General features: G+C 43.4%; 17 protein-coding genes and 1 other RNA gene. All 18 read left to right on the plus strand.

The features are described from left to right. Positions 1-123: 123 nt before the first annotated feature. The 18 genes from Q1Q15_RS09885 to tyrS all read left to right on the plus strand — a co-directional run bounded on the left by Q1Q15_RS09885 (position 124) and on the right by tyrS (position 16,633). Positions 124-1,170: a rod shape-determining protein gene (locus Q1Q15_RS09885; RefSeq protein WP_300459049.1), complete on the plus strand. Its 1,047-nt coding sequence runs from the start codon at positions 124-126 to the stop codon at positions 1,168-1,170. A 4-nt stretch (positions 1,171-1,174) separates the two neighbouring features. Further along, positions 1,175-1,987: a rod shape-determining protein MreC gene (gene mreC / locus Q1Q15_RS09890; protein WP_300459050.1), complete on the plus strand. Its 813-nt coding sequence runs from the start codon at positions 1,175-1,177 to the stop codon at positions 1,985-1,987. Positions 1,988-2,009: 22 nt separating this feature from the next. After that, positions 2,010-2,540, plus strand: a complete 531-nt coding sequence (locus Q1Q15_RS09895) for a hypothetical protein (protein ID WP_300459051.1) — start codon at positions 2,010-2,012, stop codon at positions 2,538-2,540. A gap of 2 nt (positions 2,541-2,542) precedes the next feature. After that, complete coding sequence (mrdA, locus tag Q1Q15_RS09900) at positions 2,543-4,387, plus strand: penicillin-binding protein 2 (RefSeq protein WP_300459053.1); 1,845 nt, start codon at positions 2,543-2,545, stop codon at positions 4,385-4,387. A 3-nt stretch (positions 4,388-4,390) separates the two neighbouring features. Then, entirely contained in the window at positions 4,391-5,497 is a 1,107-nt protein-coding gene (gene rodA / locus Q1Q15_RS09905) for a rod shape-determining protein RodA (RefSeq protein WP_300459055.1), read from the plus strand. A 424-nt stretch (positions 5,498-5,921) separates the two neighbouring features. Beyond that, positions 5,922-6,353 carry an ATPase gene (locus Q1Q15_RS09910; RefSeq protein WP_300459058.1) on the plus strand — a complete coding sequence of 144 codons (432 nt, stop codon included), beginning with the start codon at positions 5,922-5,924 and terminating at the stop codon, positions 6,351-6,353. Then, entirely contained in the window at positions 6,353-6,949 is a 597-nt protein-coding gene (locus tag Q1Q15_RS09915; RefSeq protein ID WP_300459061.1) for an ATP synthase F0 subunit B, read from the plus strand. The genes Q1Q15_RS09910 and Q1Q15_RS09915 overlap by 1 nt, the downstream gene beginning before the upstream one ends. Then, positions 6,949-7,500 (plus strand): ATP synthase F1 subunit delta, encoded by a 552-nt coding sequence (gene atpH, locus Q1Q15_RS09920; RefSeq protein WP_300459064.1) that lies wholly within the window; start codon positions 6,949-6,951, stop codon positions 7,498-7,500. Before Q1Q15_RS09915 ends, atpH begins: the two co-directional genes overlap by 1 nt. Further along, a complete protein-coding gene (gene atpA / locus Q1Q15_RS09925) occupies positions 7,500-9,014 on the plus strand; it encodes a F0F1 ATP synthase subunit alpha (RefSeq protein ID WP_300459067.1) in 1,515 nt (504 codons plus the stop codon). Before atpH ends, atpA begins: the two co-directional genes overlap by 1 nt. A 58-nt stretch (positions 9,015-9,072) precedes the next feature. Continuing rightward, positions 9,073-9,966 (plus strand): ATP synthase F1 subunit gamma, encoded by an 894-nt coding sequence (gene atpG, locus Q1Q15_RS09930; RefSeq protein WP_300459069.1) that lies wholly within the window; start codon positions 9,073-9,075, stop codon positions 9,964-9,966. Between the two features lie 45 nt (positions 9,967-10,011). Beyond that, entirely contained in the window at positions 10,012-11,418 is a 1,407-nt protein-coding gene (gene atpD, locus Q1Q15_RS09935) for a F0F1 ATP synthase subunit beta (RefSeq protein ID WP_300459072.1), read from the plus strand. A gap of 18 nt (positions 11,419-11,436) precedes the next feature. Next, positions 11,437-11,844 carry a F0F1 ATP synthase subunit epsilon gene (locus Q1Q15_RS09940; RefSeq protein WP_300459074.1) on the plus strand — a complete coding sequence of 136 codons (408 nt, stop codon included), beginning with the start codon at positions 11,437-11,439 and terminating at the stop codon, positions 11,842-11,844. Between the two features lie 149 nt (positions 11,845-11,993). Further along, positions 11,994-12,743 carry a sugar phosphate nucleotidyltransferase gene (locus Q1Q15_RS09945; RefSeq protein ID WP_300459076.1) on the plus strand — a complete coding sequence of 250 codons (750 nt, stop codon included), beginning with the start codon at positions 11,994-11,996 and terminating at the stop codon, positions 12,741-12,743. 61 nt (positions 12,744-12,804) lie between these two features. Then, entirely contained in the window at positions 12,805-13,074 is a 270-nt protein-coding gene (gene zapB / locus Q1Q15_RS09950; RefSeq protein WP_300459079.1) for a cell division protein ZapB, read from the plus strand. Between the two features lie 28 nt (positions 13,075-13,102). Next, the gene (locus tag Q1Q15_RS09955) at positions 13,103-13,396 is read left to right on the plus strand and encodes a cell division protein ZapA (protein ID WP_300459082.1); all 294 of its coding nucleotides are present in this window, start codon (positions 13,103-13,105) and stop codon (positions 13,394-13,396) included. A 28-nt stretch (positions 13,397-13,424) separates the two neighbouring features. Beyond that, positions 13,425-13,612, plus strand: a non-coding RNA gene (gene ssrS / locus Q1Q15_RS09960) — 6S RNA. Positions 13,613-13,766: 154 nt separating this feature from the next. Beyond that, complete coding sequence (gene rny, locus Q1Q15_RS09965) at positions 13,767-15,332, plus strand: ribonuclease Y (RefSeq protein ID WP_300459084.1); 1,566 nt, start codon at positions 13,767-13,769, stop codon at positions 15,330-15,332. 14 nt (positions 15,333-15,346) lie between these two features. Further along, positions 15,347-16,633, plus strand: coding sequence for a tyrosine--tRNA ligase (gene tyrS, locus Q1Q15_RS09970; protein ID WP_300459086.1), 1,287 nt, complete (start codon positions 15,347-15,349; stop codon positions 16,631-16,633). The last annotated feature ends 212 nt before the right edge of the window (positions 16,634-16,845 follow it).

Consider the following 16,845-nt stretch of genomic DNA (forward strand, 5'->3'; position numbering starts at 1 on the left):
AATATTGAGGAATAAGCGTTTTTGGACTTGTAAAAACCTGTTAAGTTTGTTAGCAGATAGTGCTTAATAAGATTGTTTGGTTTTTAAATACAATTTATAAATATTCTTCGTGAAAGAGGTAAAATGAACTTTTTAACAGACGCTTTGCTCGGCGCATTTTCCAATGATCTGGCCATTGACCTTGGAACGGCAAACACACTTGTATATGTTAAGGGAAAAGGCATTGTATTGAGTGAGCCCTCTGTTGTTGCTGTTCGAACGGACAGAAGGGCAAAAAGCAGAGTGCTTGCCGTGGGGACCGAAGCAAAAAGAATGCTGGGGCGTACACCTGGGAATATTGTCGCCATAAGGCCCATGCGGGATGGGGTGATTGCTGACTTTGAAGTCACCGAGGCCATGTTAAAGCATTTTATCCGAAAAGTTCATAATAACAGGCGAACCTTTGTCCGTCCCAGGATTGTCATCGCTGTGCCATCCGGCATTACCCAGGTTGAAAAGCGGGCCGTCCGGGAATCGGCAGAATCTGCCGGTGCCAGGGAAGTTTTTCTGATTGAAGAACCCATGGCGGCTGCCATTGGTGCCGGCCTTCCCATTACCGAACCCACCTGCAATATGGTGGTTGACATAGGGGGGGGGACAACGGAAGTGGCGGTTATTTCTCTTGCCGGGATTGTTTATACAAGATCTTTAAGGGTGGCCGGAGACAAGATGGACGCTTCCATCAGTCAGCATATCAAACGCAAATACAACCTTTTGATTGGGGAGAGAACGGCAGAAATCATCAAAACAACCATTGGAAATGCCTATCCTGATCCTGAAAATATTGAAACCATAGAGGTAAAAGGCAGGGATCTTGTGACGGGTATCCCTAAAATTCTTACCATTGATTCCGAAGAAGTCCGGGTGGCCATTTCTGAACAGATCGATGCGATTGTTGAAACGGTTCGCATTGCCCTTGAGCAGACCCCGCCGGAACTTGCTGCAGATATTGTTGATTCCGGAATCGTTTTAACCGGTGGCGGCGGTTTGCTGAAAAACTTAGATAAACTTCTCCAGGAAAAAAGCGGGTTACCCATTGTTGTGGCGGAAGATCCCTTGTCTACCGTTGCGCTGGGGTGCGGGAAAGTCCTCGACAATATTGATATTTTGAGAGAAGTCGTCATTAATTGATTCCATGTTTTCACGGAACATACTCATTTTTGTTGGCGTTGCATTATTTGTTGCCATTAATTTTACCGTCATAACCCTTAGCACCAGAGACACTTTACCGGTCAACGGTATTGAGCGATTGTTCATTTCTATTACAGCGCCTGTTCAACAGGCAGTTACCAAAATTTTACAGAAGACCCGGAACGTCTGGGAAACTTATTTTATGAGTGTCCTTGCCGTTCAAGAGAATATTGCACTTAAAAAGCAGCTGGGTAGAGCACTGGAAATTAAAAATCGCTATGAAGAGCTGGAACGTGAAAATAGCCGGCTGAAGAAATTTGTCGAGTTTAAAGGCCGGGTTCCAGACACTTACGTGGCCGCTCAAGTCATTGCCCGGGAGCCCTCACCCTGGTTTAAAACCATTATGATCGATAAAGGTGCAGCAGACGGCCTTATCAAGGGAAGTCCGGTACTGGTTTCCGAAGGCATTGTCGGACAGATAATCAAGATCTCAACCCATTATTCCAGAGTTCTTTTGATCACAGACAGAAACTCTGCTGTGGATGCGCTGGTTCAGAATTCCCGGGTTCGTGGGATGGTTAAGGGGAACAATGAGAATCAGTGTTCTTTTGTCTATGCATTGAGAAAGGATGAGGTGAAACAGGGTGAATTGATTGTTTCATCCGGATTGGATCAAGTGTTTCCCAAGGGGCTTAAAATAGGCAGGGTGACAAAAGTAACAAAGGTCCATTCTCAACTTTTCCAGGACATCACGTTAGAGACCAGTGTTGATTTTGATAAAATCGAAGAAGTCCTTGTATTGAAAACCAGCAGATGACTGCTATTGAGAGTATTCAATCATGAATGCCGTGTTTTTCATTCTTCTCACCGTGTTTTTTATGATTTTGCAAACGATCATTCTGCCTACGTTTGATTGGTTTCCCCAGTGTTTTGACCTGATGATCATCAATGTGCTTTTTTTAAGTTTCATTTCTTCCCACTATGCCATGGCTTTTGCCATCATACTGATCGGATGCATCATGGACAGCGTCTCAGGTGTGCCTTTCTGCCTTCATATATTTTCCTATTTATGGATCTACATCATCGTATACCTGGTCAAACAATTTCTTTTCAAACAAAGCATCATTTTTATACTGATTATCAGTATTGTATCCATCGTCATCCAGCAGGGATTGTTCGTGTTTTCGATTTTTATCAATCATGGCAGCCGCGCGACCCAATTCATTGATTTAGGCCTTTTGATACGACAGATTTTTTGGGGGATTGTGTTTGTTCCCCTGGGTATCTGGCTGGTAAACATCTTCCGGCAGAAGTGGGTTTTAATCACCAAAGCAATGGGAAAACAAATGGCTCAAAAGTACAGAGGGTAACCGTGAGCGAATTCAGCAAAAATCCGGATAAAGAATGGATAAAGCAAAGACTTATCGTTGCCAGTGTGTGTGTGTTGCTGGTCTTTGTCCTTTTATTTCTTCGGTTGGTATATCTCCAAATAATAAAAGGTGAAGAATACCGGCTTTTGTCTGAAAAAAATGCGGTCCGCCTTAAAAGTGTTAAATCTTCCCGGGGTCTGATATTTGACAGAAACAAAACACTGCTGGTGGACAACAGACCCTCATTTAATTTAAAAATAGTGCTTGAAGATGCGGGTGACGTAAAAGAGACGGTTCAAAAACTGGCTGAATTGATTCAACTGCCCTTTCCGGAACTTATGCAGATGATTGCCCGGGCGGGAAAAGGTGCTTTCTATAAACCGGTCACACTGCAAACGGATATTTCAAGGGAGCAGCTTGCCCTGGTTGAATCGCATAAATTTGATCTTCCGGGAATCCTTATCGATATTGAGCCAACACGATATTATATTTATAAAAAAACAGCGGCTCATCTTTTAGGGTATCTTGGACAGGTCAACAGCCAGGAACTGAAAACGGGCAAATATCCCCATGTCCGGACAGGAGACGCCATTGGCAGATATGGGATTGAAAAAAGCTTTGAAATCTATCTTCAGGGCAAAAGGGGCGGCAGGCAGATAGAAGTAGATGCCAATGGCCGGACGATTAAAATTTTGAAAACAGTTGAACCTGTCCCAGGGTTTGATGTGAATTTGACATTAGATCTTGAACTGCAGCAGACGGCAGAGAAATTGTTTGGAAATAGGGATGGTGCTGTTGTCGCCATTGATCCGAACAATGGCGATGTCCTTGTAATGGCAAGCAATCCAAGTTTTGATCAAAATGATTTTATTGGGGGTATCAGCAGTAAAAAATGGAAAGCATTAATGTCGGATCCGGGTAAGCCAATGAACAATAAGGCGATCCAGGCAGAATATCCTCCAGCATCCACGTATAAAATAATTACCTCACTTGCAGCGCTTGAAGAAAACCATATCGATCGCTATTCCACAGCATACTGTCCGGGGTTTTATAAATATGGGAACAGGGTCTACCGGTGCTGGAAAAAACATGGTCACGGCGAGATGAATGTCATAAACGGTCTTGCCCAGTCCTGTGATGTGTTTTTTTATCAGGCCGGAGAAAAGGTCGGTGTGGATACGCTGGCACAGTATGCACTGGGTTGCGGGTTGGGGAAAAGGACAGGAATTGTGCTTGAAAATGAACGAAAAGGACTCATTCCAACCTCGATTTGGAAAAAGAAACGATACAATGAGGTCTGGCAAGGCGGTGAAACGCTTTCCATCGCCATCGGTCAGAGTTACAACCTGGTCACACCCCTGCAAATGGCTGTTTTTATGGCTGCCGTGGGAAACGGGGGGACCCTGTACAGACCTAGAATCGTTAAAACCATCGAAGATAACCATGGACAGGTTATTCAGAAAATTGATCCTGAAATCACCGGTGGTCTGCCGGCCAGCAAAGATACATTGGATATTATCAGAAGCGGGTTATTAAAAGTTGTCCAGGGGGACCGGGGAACCGCCAGGAGCATTCGACTGAAACAGGTCGATATCGTCGGCAAAACGGGTACGGCCCAGGTTTTCAGTATGGCAAAAGGGGAAAAAATAAAAACGGAAAAACTGCGCTATGGTTTAAGGGACCATGCATGGTTTATCTGCTATGCCCCTGCAGAAAATCCAGTGATCGCCGTATCGGTGATCATCGAGCATGGTGAACATGGATCCAGTGCTGCCGCACCCATTGCCGGGGCTTTAATTGATCAATATATTCGAAAGATGTCTTCAGAAGAAACACGATGGGAGTAGGGCATGTTTGACCGGAGATTGATAAAAAATTTTGATTGGGGATTTGCAATATTGATCTTTTTGATCTGTTCTGTGGGGCTTGTGATTTTATACAGTGCCCTGACCGCGGGACAAGATGCCGGCACGGTTCACATTCTGTTCAAAAAACAAGTCATATGGATGGGGGCCGGGTTCCTGATCATTGCGATCACGGTGATGATTGATTTTAAAGAGCTGGATAAATTGAACTTATTTATTTATACCCTGTGCGTTGGGCTGTTGATCAGCGTAATTGTTTTCGGTCAGCTTGGCGGTGGCTCCAGACGGTGGCTGGTGATTGGATTTGTAAGGATTCAGCCGTCTGAATTGATGAAAATTGCCTTGGTCATAAGCCTGTCGTCAGTCTATTCAACATCGGTATCCCAGACCGGCCTCAATTTTACGAGATTGATTAAACCGGCTGTTTTATGCATGATACCCTTTGTTTTAATCGTGAACCAGCCGGATCTGGGGACAGGATTGCTGTTATTGTTAATTGCAGGGTCAATTACCCTGTTTGTCAAAGTGGAGCGCAAGGTATTCTTTACCATATCCGGCATGGGGCTTGCTGTGGCACCCCTGGTTTGGTTCAGTTTGAAAGACTATCAAAAATTCAGGATATTGACGTTTTTAAACCCGGACCGGGATCCTCTGGGATCTGGATACCATATTATTCAATCCAAAATAGCCATTGGATCAGGAATGTTGACCGGTAAGGGGTTTTTAAAAGGAACCCAGAATGCCCTTTCTTTTTTACCGGAACAGCATACGGATTTTATCGTATCTGTTCTTGCCGAAGAATGGGGTCTTGTGGGATGCACCGGTTTATTGATATTATATTTCCTTTTATTGTTATGGGGGGTGAACATAGCCTATAACTGCCGGAATATGTTTGGTTCTATTCTGGCGTTTGGTATCACCACCATGATTTTCTGGCAGATTTTTATCAATATCGGCATGGTCATGGGGCTTATGCCCGTTGTGGGGGTCCCTTTGCCCCTTGTATCCTATGGCGGTTCCTCGGTGATCACAAATATGGTGGGCTTTGGCATTCTTTTGAACATCAGTATGCGTAAATTTTCACCCAATTAAACGTTAAAGCCGGTTCAAGTCTTTTTTCCAGCCCTGTCTTTTTGTAACGCAACGTTCAGACGTTAGCTTTAATTGACGGGGCCATGCTTTTTTATCACTATTTCATAACCAGACGGGTAAAAAGTGCCATAAAGAAAGCCTGACCCCATGTAAAAATGGTCAACTCCGAAAGTTTAAGTTGTAATAATAAAAATTGAAAATTTTGAAAAAAGGTCAACTTTTTGTGCCCATTGCACGGAAGAATGGCAGACAAAAAATTACTTGTATCGACCTGAAATATTTTCTCATTCAATGTTGACAAATGGTTGTCTGGATGGTACTCAAGTCTCGATTTGATTCGAATTTGACCTGTTTTGTTTGAAAACAGTCAATGGGATATAAGTAGTTGATTTTTTTATAATTATTAACTGGCGGAGGAAATTTTATGATAACTGTGATTCCTGATATATCCCTGGTATATCAGATGATCAATTTCCTGGTTCTGCTTTTTGTGCTCAATTTGGTTTTGTACAAACCAATCCGTAATGTTCTTCTCGAAAGAAAGGCAAAAATTGAAGGGATGCAAAGTGGGGCTGAAAAAGCCGCAGGCGACCTGGTTGCTGGAGAAGATGCTTACAAAGATGGATTGAAACAAGCCAGATCTGAAGGTTTGAAAAAGAAAGAAACCTTTATGGAAGCGGCATCTCAAGAAGAAAAGGAAATAATCGACAAGATTAACAAGAAAGCTCAAGCCAACCTTGCTGAAATTAAAAAACAGGTGGCAAATGAGACTAAGCAGGCCCGCAAAGTGCTTGAAGGCGAAGTTGAGGCATATGCCAAAGCCATCGGCGAAAAGATTTTAGGGAGGGCGTGCTGATGAAAGAAATTAGACGAAACAAACGACTGCTGAAAGTTTCGCTTGTTGTTGGGACGCTCGTATGTGCCGTATGCGGATTTGCCTGGGCCTCATCCGATGGGGGACATGGCGCAGTACACAATTCGTGGCTTGCCATCGATACATGGAAAGTATTGAATTTCGGTATTCTTGCTGTTGTTGGGTTTTTCCTGGCAAAAAAACCGGTTTCTGAATTTTTCGCATCCCGGTCAAAAAGCATTGAAGATGAGATTAAAACGCTTGAACTAAAACGAGCCGATGCTGAAAAGAAACTTGCCGAATATCAAGCCAAGTTTAAAAACCTTGATCAGGAATCTAAACAGATTGTTGAAGATTACATTAAACAGGGTGAAGCGGCTAAAACAAGAATCCTGGCTGAAGCTGAAGCCCAGGCAGAAAAACTTGAGGATAATGCAAAACGCAATATCGAACAGGAATTCAAGTCTGCAAAAGCCAAACTCCAGCAGGAAATTGTTGCAAAAGCTATGGAAAAAGCTGAAGAAGTCATTAAAGCCTCTATTTCACCCGATGATCAGGATAAACTTGTTGATGAATATTTGAAAAAGGTGGTGGCATAATGAAAAATTTAGCAGTTTCTAGGCGTTATGCCAAAGCATTGATTCTGATCGGCCAGGAAGACGGCCTGGCAGAACACTACAATGCAGAACTTGACTCTGTTGTCGGGCTTTTTGATGAACAGGAAGGCTTTGAGACAGCATTGACAAATCCTTTGTACAACAAAAACGACAGAAAAAAGGTTCTGGAGACAGTCTTGGCTGCAACTGACCTGTCAGCCATTATGAAATCTTTTCTGGTTCTTTTGTTTGATAAAAAGAGAATCGGTTTTTTAAGAGAAATTGCTTCCTACTATAAAGATCTGGCAGATGAGCTTAACGGTGTTGTCAAAGCCAGCATCGTTTCAGCAACTGAGTTGTCATCAGACGCAGTTGGCAAGATTAAAGAAGCCTTGTCAAAAAAGACCGGAAAGATAATTGTTCTGAATGTTGAGCAGGATCCAAGTCTCATTGGTGGCGTGGTTACAAAAATCGGTGATCTTGTTCTGGATGGCAGCGTAAAAACTCAGCTGATCAATATGAGAGAAACATTAAAAAAAGGTGAGAGTGTCTAATGGAAATTAAAGCAGAAGAAATAAGCCAAATAATAAAAGACCAGATCAAAGGATTTGATGCAGAGGTCGATCTGAGTGAAACAGGCGTCGTTCTTTCGGCGGGTGATGGAATCGCCCGCGTATATGGCCTGGAAAAAGTAAAAGCCATGGAATTGGTTGAGTTCCCTGGCGGAATCCTGGGTCTTGCATTGAACCTTGAATCTGATAACGTTGGTGTTGCCATCCTGGGCGACGACAAAAAAATCAAGGAAGGGGATACGGTTAAACGGACAGACCGTATTGCTTCCGTTCCTGTGGGTGAAGCACTCCTGGGACGTGTTGTGACCACAACCGGAGAACCGGTTGACGGTAAAGGCCCGATCAACTCTGATATCTATATGAATATGGAACTGGTTGCTCCGGGTGTTATCGCCAGAATGTCTGTTCACGAGCCCTGCTACACCGGTGCAAAAGCAGTTGACGGCATGACACCTGTTGGACGTGGTCAGCGTGAGCTCATCATTGGTGATCGCCAGATTGGTAAAACAGCTGTTGCGGTTGATGCTATTCTTGCTCAAAAAGAAACTGACATGAAATGTATCTATGTGGCCTGTGGTCAGAAAAAATCCACCGTTGCCCAGGTTGTTGCAGCCCTTGAAGAGCATGGGGCCATGGAATACACAACGGTTGTAATTGCATCTGCTTCTGAATCCGCAGCCATGCAGTATCTGGCACCCTATGCCGGATGTGCCATGGGCGAATATTTCAGGGATAAAGGCGAGCATGCCCTGATCATTTATGATGACCTTTCAAAACAGGCAGCGGCTTATCGTCAGGTATCTTTGCTGCTCAGACGTCCGCCGGGACGCGAGGCTTTCCCTGGTGATATTTTTTATAACCATTCCCGTCTGCTTGAACGATCTGCAAAATTAAGCATTGCAGAAGGTGCAGGGTCTCTGACAGCACTTCCGATTATTGAAACCCAGGAAGGGGATGTGTCAGCATTTATTCCGACCAATGTTATCTCCATTACGGACGGTCAGATCTTTTTGGATAAAGACCTTTTCTTTGCCGGTATCCGTCCTGCCATTGACGTTGGATTATCCGTGTCCCGGGTTGGGGGTGCTGCCCAGGTAAAGGCCATGAAACAGGTGGCCGGTACCCTTCGTCTGGATCTTGCCCAGTTCCGCGAGTTGGAAGCATTTGCCGCATTTGGTTCAGATCTGGATGCTGCCACTCGAAAACAGCTGACCCGGGGTGAACGTCTGGTGGAACTATTGAAACAACCCCAGTTTAAGCCGCTGCCCATGGAAAAAATGGTCACCGCACTATATGCCGGAACCAAAGGCTATATTGATAAATATCCACGCGAATCTGTTGCAAAATATGAAGAAGGCCTTTATCCGTTTGTTGAAAATCGGTTTCCTGAAATTTTCTCTGGTTTAAAAGAAAAACAAGAGATTACTGCAGAGATCGAAGGCAAACTGAAACAATGCCTGGAAGCCTATGATGACGAATTCAAGGATGCTGTATAATAACGGTGGAATTTATTGTGACATTATTCACTAACAATAGGCTTGAAAGGTAAATCATATGGCAACTTTAAAAGAAGTACAATCAAAGATAGTCGGCGTAAAAAAGACTAGACAGATTACCTCTGCCATGAAAATGGTTGCCACTTCAAGATTACGCGGTGCTCAAAACAACATGGAGGCATTTAAACCCTATGCCGGCAAATTTGCCGAAGTTTTGGGAAGTATCGCTGGTAAATCCGGTGAGGATGCAAGTCCTTTGCTTGTTCCCCGTGATGAAGTAAAAAAAGTGGCCCTCATCCTCTGTACATCTGACAGAGGACTTTGTGGTGGTTTTAATACAAATTTAATTACAAAAGCTGACAAGTTTATTCAATCAGAGCTTGATGGCAAAGATGTTTCCCTAATCTGTTTTGGTAAAAGAGGACGAGATTGGGCCAGGAAGCAGCCCCAATCCATTGAAGATGAATTCATCGGTGTTGTGGGGGGGAATGTTGAATTCTCTGTGGCATCCTCTTCAGGACAGAAATTGATAGACAGTTTCCTTTCCGGAGCTGTTGATGAAGTATACCTGGTTTATTCTGAGTTCATTAACATGGCAAGACATACGCCAACAATAAAACAGATTCTTCCTATTCCTTCCCTGGAAGAAGTGGCACAAGAAAAAGAAGCGGAAAAAGATGCAGAGTTTTTACCGGAACATATCTGCGAACCTTCTTCTGATGCCTTGCTTGGCGAGATGTTGCCAAAGAATATTTTTATTCAAATATTTGATGCACTGCTCCAGACGTCAACCAGTGAGCATGCCGCGCGAATGAGTTCCATGGAAAATGCGACCAAGGCATGTGATGATATGGTTGGAGAACTTCAAACCATATTCAACAAAACAAGACAGGCTGGTATTACGGCAGACTTAATGGATATTGTCGGTGGTGCAGAAGCCCTTAAGGGATAAATTTAAGATATACTTAATATTAAAACAGCTTTATAGGAGAAAAAAATGGCTGAAAATATAGGAAAAATAGCACAGGTGCTCGGCGCTGTTATTGACGTTGAATTTGAACCTGGAAAACTTCCTCCGGTTTTAACGGCTTTGACAGTAACAAATCCGGCTATTGGTGACATGGAAGACAATCTTGTTATCGAAGTGGCACAGCACTTGGGCGACAATGTGGTCAGGTGTATCGGTATGGACGTCACCGACGGTCTCCAGAGAGGAATGGTTGTAAAAGATACCGGTTCTCCCATCATGATGCCGGTGGGCGAAGCCTCTCTTGGCAGGGTTTTGAATGTTGTGGGACGACCGGTTGATGGTCTGGGTCCCATCTCCCAGGAAAAAATGCTGCCCATTCATAGACATGCCCCCGCTTTTACCGAACAGGATACCACTGTAAGGGTTCTGGAAACCGGTGTTAAGGTGATTGATCTTCTCGTACCGTTCCCCCGGGGTGGTAAAATGGGGATGTTCGGTGGTGCCGGTGTGGGTAAAACCGTTATCATGATGGAAATGGTTAACAACATTGCCATGCAGCATGGTGGTATTTCCGTGTTTGGTGGCGTTGGAGAAAGAACCCGTGAAGGAAATGATCTGTATCATGAAATGAAAGATTCCGGCGTTCTTCCAAAATGTGCCCTGGTGTATGGGCAGATGACAGAACCTCCCGGAGCAAGAATGAGGGTTGCACTTTCTGCTTTGACCTGTGCAGAGTATTTCCGGGATGAAGAAGGACAGGACGTGCTTCTTTTTATTGACAATATTTTCCGTTTCACCCAGGCAGGTGCTGAGGTTTCAGCCACCCTGGGTCGTATGCCATCTGCGGTTGGTTATCAGCCAACACTTGCGGTTGATATGGGTGAGCTCCAGGAACGAATCACGTCAACGGATAAAGGCTCCATTACAGCCGTTCAATGTGTTTACGTACCGGCGGATGACTTGACGGACCCTGCACCGGCGACGACGTTTGCCCATCTGGATGGTACGGTTGTTCTTTCCCGCCAGATTGCAGAGCTGGGTATTTATCCGGCTGTGGATCCCCTTGACTCTTCGTCCAGGATTCTGGATGCCGCATACATTGGTGAAGAACATTATAACGTAGCCCGGGTGGTTCAGCAGACCCTGCAAAAATACAAAGAGCTCCAGGACATTATTGCTATCTTGGGTATGGACGAGCTTTCTGATGAAGATAAGGTAACCGTGCAGCGGGCAAGAAAACTGCAAAAATTCCTGTCACAACCGTTCCATGTTGCAGAAACTTTTACCGGAATGCCGGGTAAGTTTGTCAAGGTTGAAGATACTGTCAGATCATTTAAAGAAATTATTGAAGGCAAGCATGATGATCTGTCAGAAAATGCTTTTTACATGGTCGGTTCTATTGAAGAAGCCATTGAAAAGTCAAAAGCTGTTTAAGCCTCCGGAGGGGATATCATGACTGAGAAATTATTTCTTGAAGTCGTTACGCCGCAGAAAGCAATTGTCAGTGAAGAAGCTGAAATTGTAGTTGCTCCGGGTTCCGAAGGTGAATTTGGCGCCCTCAAAGGGCACACCACATTCCTTACTTCTTTGAAGATTGGAACACTTCGATATAAAGACGTCAATGGGAAGGAAAGATATCTTTTCATTAATGGCGGGTTTGCTGAAGTTTTGCCGGACAAGGTGACCATTCTGGCGGAGTCTGCTGAGCGTAGAAAAGATATTGATGTTGAAAGAGCAACAAAAGCAAAAGAGCGGGCTGAGCGGCGACTTGCAGCAAAGACTGCTGATACTGATCTCTTGCGGGCTGAAGTGGCTTTACGACGGGCATTGCACCGACTGAACGTTAAACAGGCAAAATAAGGTGAGTTGAACTCAAGCATCGCAACATGATTTGAAAAACAGATGAACGAATAAGAAATGAGGGTGCTCCGAAAATTTTGGAGCACCCTTTTTTTTTGAATTGGTTGGTCGATTTTGTCAAAAACATTAGAAGTTAGGACGGGTGGTTTATGGGTTATAAGGATGTTGGGATCGTAATCCTTGCTGCGGGCAAGGGAACCAGAATGAAGTCTGATATGGCCAAGGTGCTTCATAAAGTTGCTGGAAAAAGCATGATTGTTCATGTGATTGAGTGTGCCAGAAAAATTGCCCGGGATAATATCCATGTCGTTGTGGGGTATCAGGCTGAACAGGTGAAAAACGAAATCAATAGATGGTTTAAGGTGAAATTCGCTTTACAACCCAGGCTTTTGGGGACAGGTGATGCTGTAAAATCAGCGCTTCCAGGAATGATGCCCCACATTAAAGATGTTCTGGTATTATGTGGAGATGTACCATTGATTCAAGAGAAGACATTGCGGAAACTGATAGATGGGCATAAAAAAAGTCAAGCCAAGCTCACCGTTCTGGCCACGGATGTTGAAGATCCCAGTGGTTATGGACGGATTGTTCTTGGTAAAAACAATCATCTGCTGTGTATTAAAGAAGAAGCAGATGCCAGTGCGGCTGAAAAGAAAATCAACCGGGTGAATACCGGAATTTATTGTTTTGATAAAGCGCTTCTCATGTCCATTATTGATGACATCAAACCGGATAACCGGCAGGCAGAATACTATTTAACAGATGGTGTTGAAATTGCACAAAAAAAGGGGGAGTCCATCCTGGTTTTAACCATGGATGATCCAAGAGAAGTCGTCGGTGTAAACACGCTTGAAGGCCTTGTCAAAGCCGAGTCTTTTATTCAACAGCTTGGAAAATGAATTGCCTTGACTTTATGAAATATTTTGAATTATACTGAACATCAATAATCTTTGTGAGACTATGAAATTGGGTAATGATGAAATAAAAAACAAGTTTGATGATATTGATGGAAAAATCGATTTTTTGATAGAGCTCTGTAACACGCTTCATTTGAAAAACAAAGAGTTAATCATAAAAATAAAGGGTCTTGAAGACGAAATTGCCGAAAAAAATCAGACTGAAGAAAAATTTTCAGAACAAGAAGCGTTGATTCAATCTAAAATTGATGGGCTGCTGACAAAGCTGAACAGTTTTTCCGGTACTTCAGACGAGTATTCATCAAACCGATGACCGAAATTTTTTCGGAAAAGGGATTTCTTTGGATGAAATTGTTGTAATCGATCTTTTTGGAGAGGAGTTTCGGTTTAAACCTGATAATAAGGTTAAACATCCGGAACAAGTTGCACAACACTTAAAAAAATACATAAAAGAAGCTGAAAGTTTGTTTCAAAACAAACCATCAGGAAAAAATAAAATTGCGATATTGTTGTTGGCTGCCATGAATTTGTCAAAGGATTTTCATGAACTTAAAGTGCAACACTTAGAACTTGAAAAAGAGATAGAGAATAAGGTTTCATTGTTAATAGAAAAAATTGATAAAGGAATTGAATAGCGTAAGACGTATTTTTTATGATAACCCGTTACCCCTGCAGTGTGCGTGATTGTATGACAGTCTTTGTCCTAACGCTTAGTAAAAAGGGATTCCACACTGTTACTGGTGTGCTAAGTTCCTCCTGGTAAGGAAAAGCCTAAAGGTATTATTGGACGCCCGCTTTTTGAACCATTGGTTCAAAGTCTTAACAAGCAACACGGCGTTTGTGGGGGTAACTGTTATAATGCGGTTTTATTTAATTCTGTCCTCCCTAAATGCATTGCCTCATTTCATAATTTTATAAAGTCACCCAATTAAAAAAATTAGGTTATAAAATTAAACAGTTACAACATGATGTGTTGATTATACTATAATTTAGGAGAACTTTTTAATGGATATTACGGTTGTACTCTCATCAATGATTGTTGTTTTGTTGGGATTGGGAGTCATTGCCTTTTTCTTTCTTAAGAAAAAGGTGATTCAGCAGAATTTAAATATTGAAGAAGAGCAGACTCGCATCATTGAAGAAACCAAGGCCAAAGCAGCAACATTGTTGAAGGAAGCCCAACTGGAAGCAAAATCCAGACTTTTGGAAATGAAGAGTGATTTTGATTCAGAAACCGAGGAAACCCGTTCTGAATTGAAAAAAGAAGAACGACGGGTGTCTAGGAAAAGTGAAAAACTGGATCATCAGGAAGATCTATTGTCCAAAAGGGAACAGTCGGTTCAAAGGAAAGAAATTGAAATCCAGAAAAAATTTGATTCTGCAACTAAGAATGAGGCCCATTATAATGAATTATTAGAAGAAACGAAAAAAGAACTTGAAAAAGTGTCCGGGCTTACATTGGATGAAGCAAAAGATCTTTTGTTGAAGGCAATGGAAGATGAGGCCAGACACGAAGGGGCCAAGCTGATTAAAAAGATTACCAGCGAGGCAAGAGAGAATGCAGATAAAGAAGCCAAAAAGATAATTTCCACTTCCATACAGCGGTATGCCGGTGATTATGTTGCCGAACGAACCGTTTCCGTTGTTCATCTTCCAGGGGATGAAATGAAAGGAAGAATTATTGGACGAGAGGGAAGAAATATCCGGGCACTTGAAGCTGCCACCGGGATAGATCTGATTATAGATGATACACCGGAAGCAGTTATCTTATCCGGGTTTAATCCGGTTAGACGAGAAGTGGCCAGGCTGGCGCTGGAAAAATTAATTTCTGATGGAAGAATTCATCCCGCACGGATTGAAGATGTCGTCGCCCGGGCAACCGAAGAAGTGGATAACGCCATTAAAGAGGCTGGGGAACAGGCTGCCTTTGATCTGGGTGCCCATGGAATTGATCCTGAATTGATAAAGGTGCTGGGTAAACTTAAATTTAGAACCAGTTATGCCCAGAATGTATTGCAGCATTCTATTGAGGTGGCATTTCTGGCTGGTACAATTGCTTCGGAACTGAATCTGGATATCAAACTGGCCAAACGCATGGGACTGCTGCATGACATCGGAAAAGCCGTCGATCATGAGGTGGATGGTGCCCATGCCATTATTGGTGCAAGACTTGCCAAGAAGTATGGGGAGATCGAAAGTGTGGTCCATGCCATTGCAGCCCATCATGAAGATGAGATGCCGGAATCGGTGTATGATTTCATTGTTCAGGCAGCGGACGCATTGTCTGGTGCCAGACCCGGGGCCAGGAAAGAGAGTTTGGAGAATTATATCAAACGGCTGGAAGATTTAGAAAATATTGCCAATTCGTTTGATGGGGTTGTCAACACCTATGCGATTCAGGCAGGTCGTGAAATACGCGTCATAGCGGAGAGTGAAAAAATAACCGATGAAAGTGCTGTGCTGCTTTCCAGGGATATTGCCCGGCAAATTGAAGAAAATTTAACGTTCCCGGGTCAGGTGAAGGTTGTTGTGATCAGAGAAACAAGAGCAGTGGAATATACTAAAAAATAAAGGTTTGAAACCGCATGAGTGTCCTTTCGGTATTAAAAGAACGGGGATTTATTGAAGATCTCACCCATACAGAAGCATTGGAAGACTATTTAACCCATAACCGGGCGACCTGCTATATCGGATTTGATCCGACGGCATCTAGCCTTCATGTCGGCAGTCTGGTCTGCATTATGGCGTTGGCGCACATGCAGCGACATGGGCACAGACCCATCGCACTGGTGGGGGGGGGAACCGGTTTGATTGGAGATCCATCCGGGAAGACCGAACTGCGTAAAGTTATTACCCTGGAACAGATTGATGAGAATAAAAAAGGGATTCGAAATCAATTGTCCCGGTTTCTTGATTTTTCTGATGATAAGGCTCTTCTTCTGGATAATGCACAATGGCTTACAAAACTTGAATATATCCCATTTTTAAGAGATATAGGCCGGCATTTTTCCGTTAATCGGATGATAAAGGCTGAAAGTTATAAAGCCAGGATGGATTCCGAAGACGGGCTGACGTTTATTGAATTTAATTATATGCTGCTTCAGGCCTATGATTTCATGCAGTTGGGGAGTTCATATGATTGTTTTCTGCAAATGGGAGGGTCTGATCAGTGGGGCAATATCGTCGCTGGCATTGATTTGGTCCGAAGAACATTGGGAAAACAGGCCTATGGCATTACCTTCCCCTTAATCACCACTGCAAGCGGCATAAAAATGGGAAAGACGCATAAAGGTGCCGTTTGGCTGGATGCCCAAAGATTTTCTCCCTACGAGTATTACCAGTTCTGGGTGAATGCGGATGATGCAGATGTTGAAAGGTTTCTTGCATTGTTTACCTTTCTGCCCATGGAAGAAATCCATCAGGTAAGTCATCTTGAAGGTGCGGACTTGAATAAAGCCAAGGCAGTCCTTGCCTATGAAGCCACGAAGATTTGTCATGGGGAAGATGAGGCTTTAAAGGCATTGCAGGCATCTGTGTCCATGTTTGGGGGGATTGAGATTGCAGCAACGCTATTGCCCGGCAGTAGCATTCCAAGGGGAACCCATAGTGCGGCTGGCGAGGAGTCCGTTCCGTCAACATCTTACAATAAGAATGATATTGTAGGGAAGCGCTTGATCATTGATCTGTTCATGGAAACAAACCTGTGCAAATCCAAATCTGATGCCAGAAGACTCGTTCAGCAGGGTGGGGCATATGTGAATGATAACCGGGTGGCTGGCGTTGATCAAATGGTCCTGGAATCGGATGCCAAAGCCGATGAAATCCTGTTGCGCGCCGGTAAGAAAAAGTATCATAAAATTATTTTAGATTAATCAAAAAAATTAATTGACAAAAGGCCGGGCCGCATGTATATTGTCCTGGTTTTGTCGGTCACATAAACAGTGGCTGAAGCGTAAAACGGTTTGATCTTTGAAAATTGGTCAGTGAGAAATTTTAGAGCGGGTCTAAAACAAGACTTTAAAGAGTTTAGAGAAAAAGGATTATAACTGGAGAGTTTGATCCTGGCTCAGAATGAACGCTGGCG

The organism is Desulfobacula sp., from assembly GCF_030145145.1.
In the GTDB taxonomy this organism is placed as follows: domain Bacteria; phylum Desulfobacterota; class Desulfobacteria; order Desulfobacterales; family Desulfobacteraceae; genus Desulfobacula.

What these genes read in the sequence shown, in the direction of transcription:
- rodA (WP_300459055.1), top strand. Translation starts at nt 4,391, where the DNA reads ATGTTTGACCGGAGATTGATAAAAAATTTTGATTGGGGATTTGCAATA.
- Q1Q15_RS09885 (WP_300459049.1), top strand. Translation starts at nt 124, where the DNA reads ATGAACTTTTTAACAGACGCTTTGCTCGGCGCATTTTCCAATGATCTG.
- Q1Q15_RS09915 (WP_300459061.1), top strand. Translation starts at nt 6,353, where the DNA reads ATGAAAGAAATTAGACGAAACAAACGACTGCTGAAAGTTTCGCTTGTT.
- mreC (WP_300459050.1), top strand. Translation starts at nt 1,175, where the DNA reads ATGTTTTCACGGAACATACTCATTTTTGTTGGCGTTGCATTATTTGTT.
- Q1Q15_RS09940 (WP_300459074.1), top strand. Translation starts at nt 11,437, where the DNA reads ATGACTGAGAAATTATTTCTTGAAGTCGTTACGCCGCAGAAAGCAATT.
- atpG (WP_300459069.1), top strand. Translation starts at nt 9,073, where the DNA reads ATGGCAACTTTAAAAGAAGTACAATCAAAGATAGTCGGCGTAAAAAAG.
- Q1Q15_RS09945 (WP_300459076.1), top strand. Translation starts at nt 11,994, where the DNA reads ATGGGTTATAAGGATGTTGGGATCGTAATCCTTGCTGCGGGCAAGGGA.
- atpA (WP_300459067.1), top strand. Translation starts at nt 7,500, where the DNA reads ATGGAAATTAAAGCAGAAGAAATAAGCCAAATAATAAAAGACCAGATC.
- zapB (WP_300459079.1), top strand. Translation starts at nt 12,805, where the DNA reads ATGAAATTGGGTAATGATGAAATAAAAAACAAGTTTGATGATATTGAT.
- rny (WP_300459084.1), top strand. Translation starts at nt 13,767, where the DNA reads ATGGATATTACGGTTGTACTCTCATCAATGATTGTTGTTTTGTTGGGA.
- atpH (WP_300459064.1), top strand. Translation starts at nt 6,949, where the DNA reads ATGAAAAATTTAGCAGTTTCTAGGCGTTATGCCAAAGCATTGATTCTG.
- Q1Q15_RS09910 (WP_300459058.1), top strand. Translation starts at nt 5,922, where the DNA reads ATGATAACTGTGATTCCTGATATATCCCTGGTATATCAGATGATCAAT.
- Q1Q15_RS09895 (WP_300459051.1), top strand. Translation starts at nt 2,010, where the DNA reads ATGAATGCCGTGTTTTTCATTCTTCTCACCGTGTTTTTTATGATTTTG.
- tyrS (WP_300459086.1), top strand. Translation starts at nt 15,347, where the DNA reads ATGAGTGTCCTTTCGGTATTAAAAGAACGGGGATTTATTGAAGATCTC.
- atpD (WP_300459072.1), top strand. Translation starts at nt 10,012, where the DNA reads ATGGCTGAAAATATAGGAAAAATAGCACAGGTGCTCGGCGCTGTTATT.